Origin of the sequence: Olsenella uli, from assembly GCF_016899935.1 — a bacterium.
Lineage (GTDB): Bacteria > Actinomycetota > Coriobacteriia > Coriobacteriales > Atopobiaceae > Thermophilibacter > Thermophilibacter uli_B.
The window spans coordinates 1-254 of the sequence record NZ_JACJJK010000075.1; the positions used below are offsets into that span (position 1 = coordinate 1).

Annotated in this window: 1 pseudogene; it reads right to left on the reverse strand. The window is 37.0% G+C overall.

Annotation, left to right across the window (positions count from 1 at the left end):
* Window positions 1–254: pseudogene (locus H6A07_RS09900) on the reverse strand (translational GTPase TypA); the annotation flags it as partial.

The following is a 254-nucleotide window of genomic DNA, read 5'->3' on the forward strand; positions in this document are numbered from 1 at the left end:
ACAGTACCCATGAATTCCTGTGGAACTTCAATAGTGAGGTTTTCCATTGGTTCGCAAAGTTGACCATTAATTTCTTTATAAATAACTTCTGGTTTACCGATTTGAAGTTCATAACCTTCACGGCGCATTGTTTCAATCAAGATAGAAAGATGCAATTCGCCACGGCCAGAAACTTTAAATGTATCAGGGCTATCTGTTTCTTCAACGCGAAGGCTTACATTTGTTTCAGTTTCTTTAAATAAACGTTCACGTAA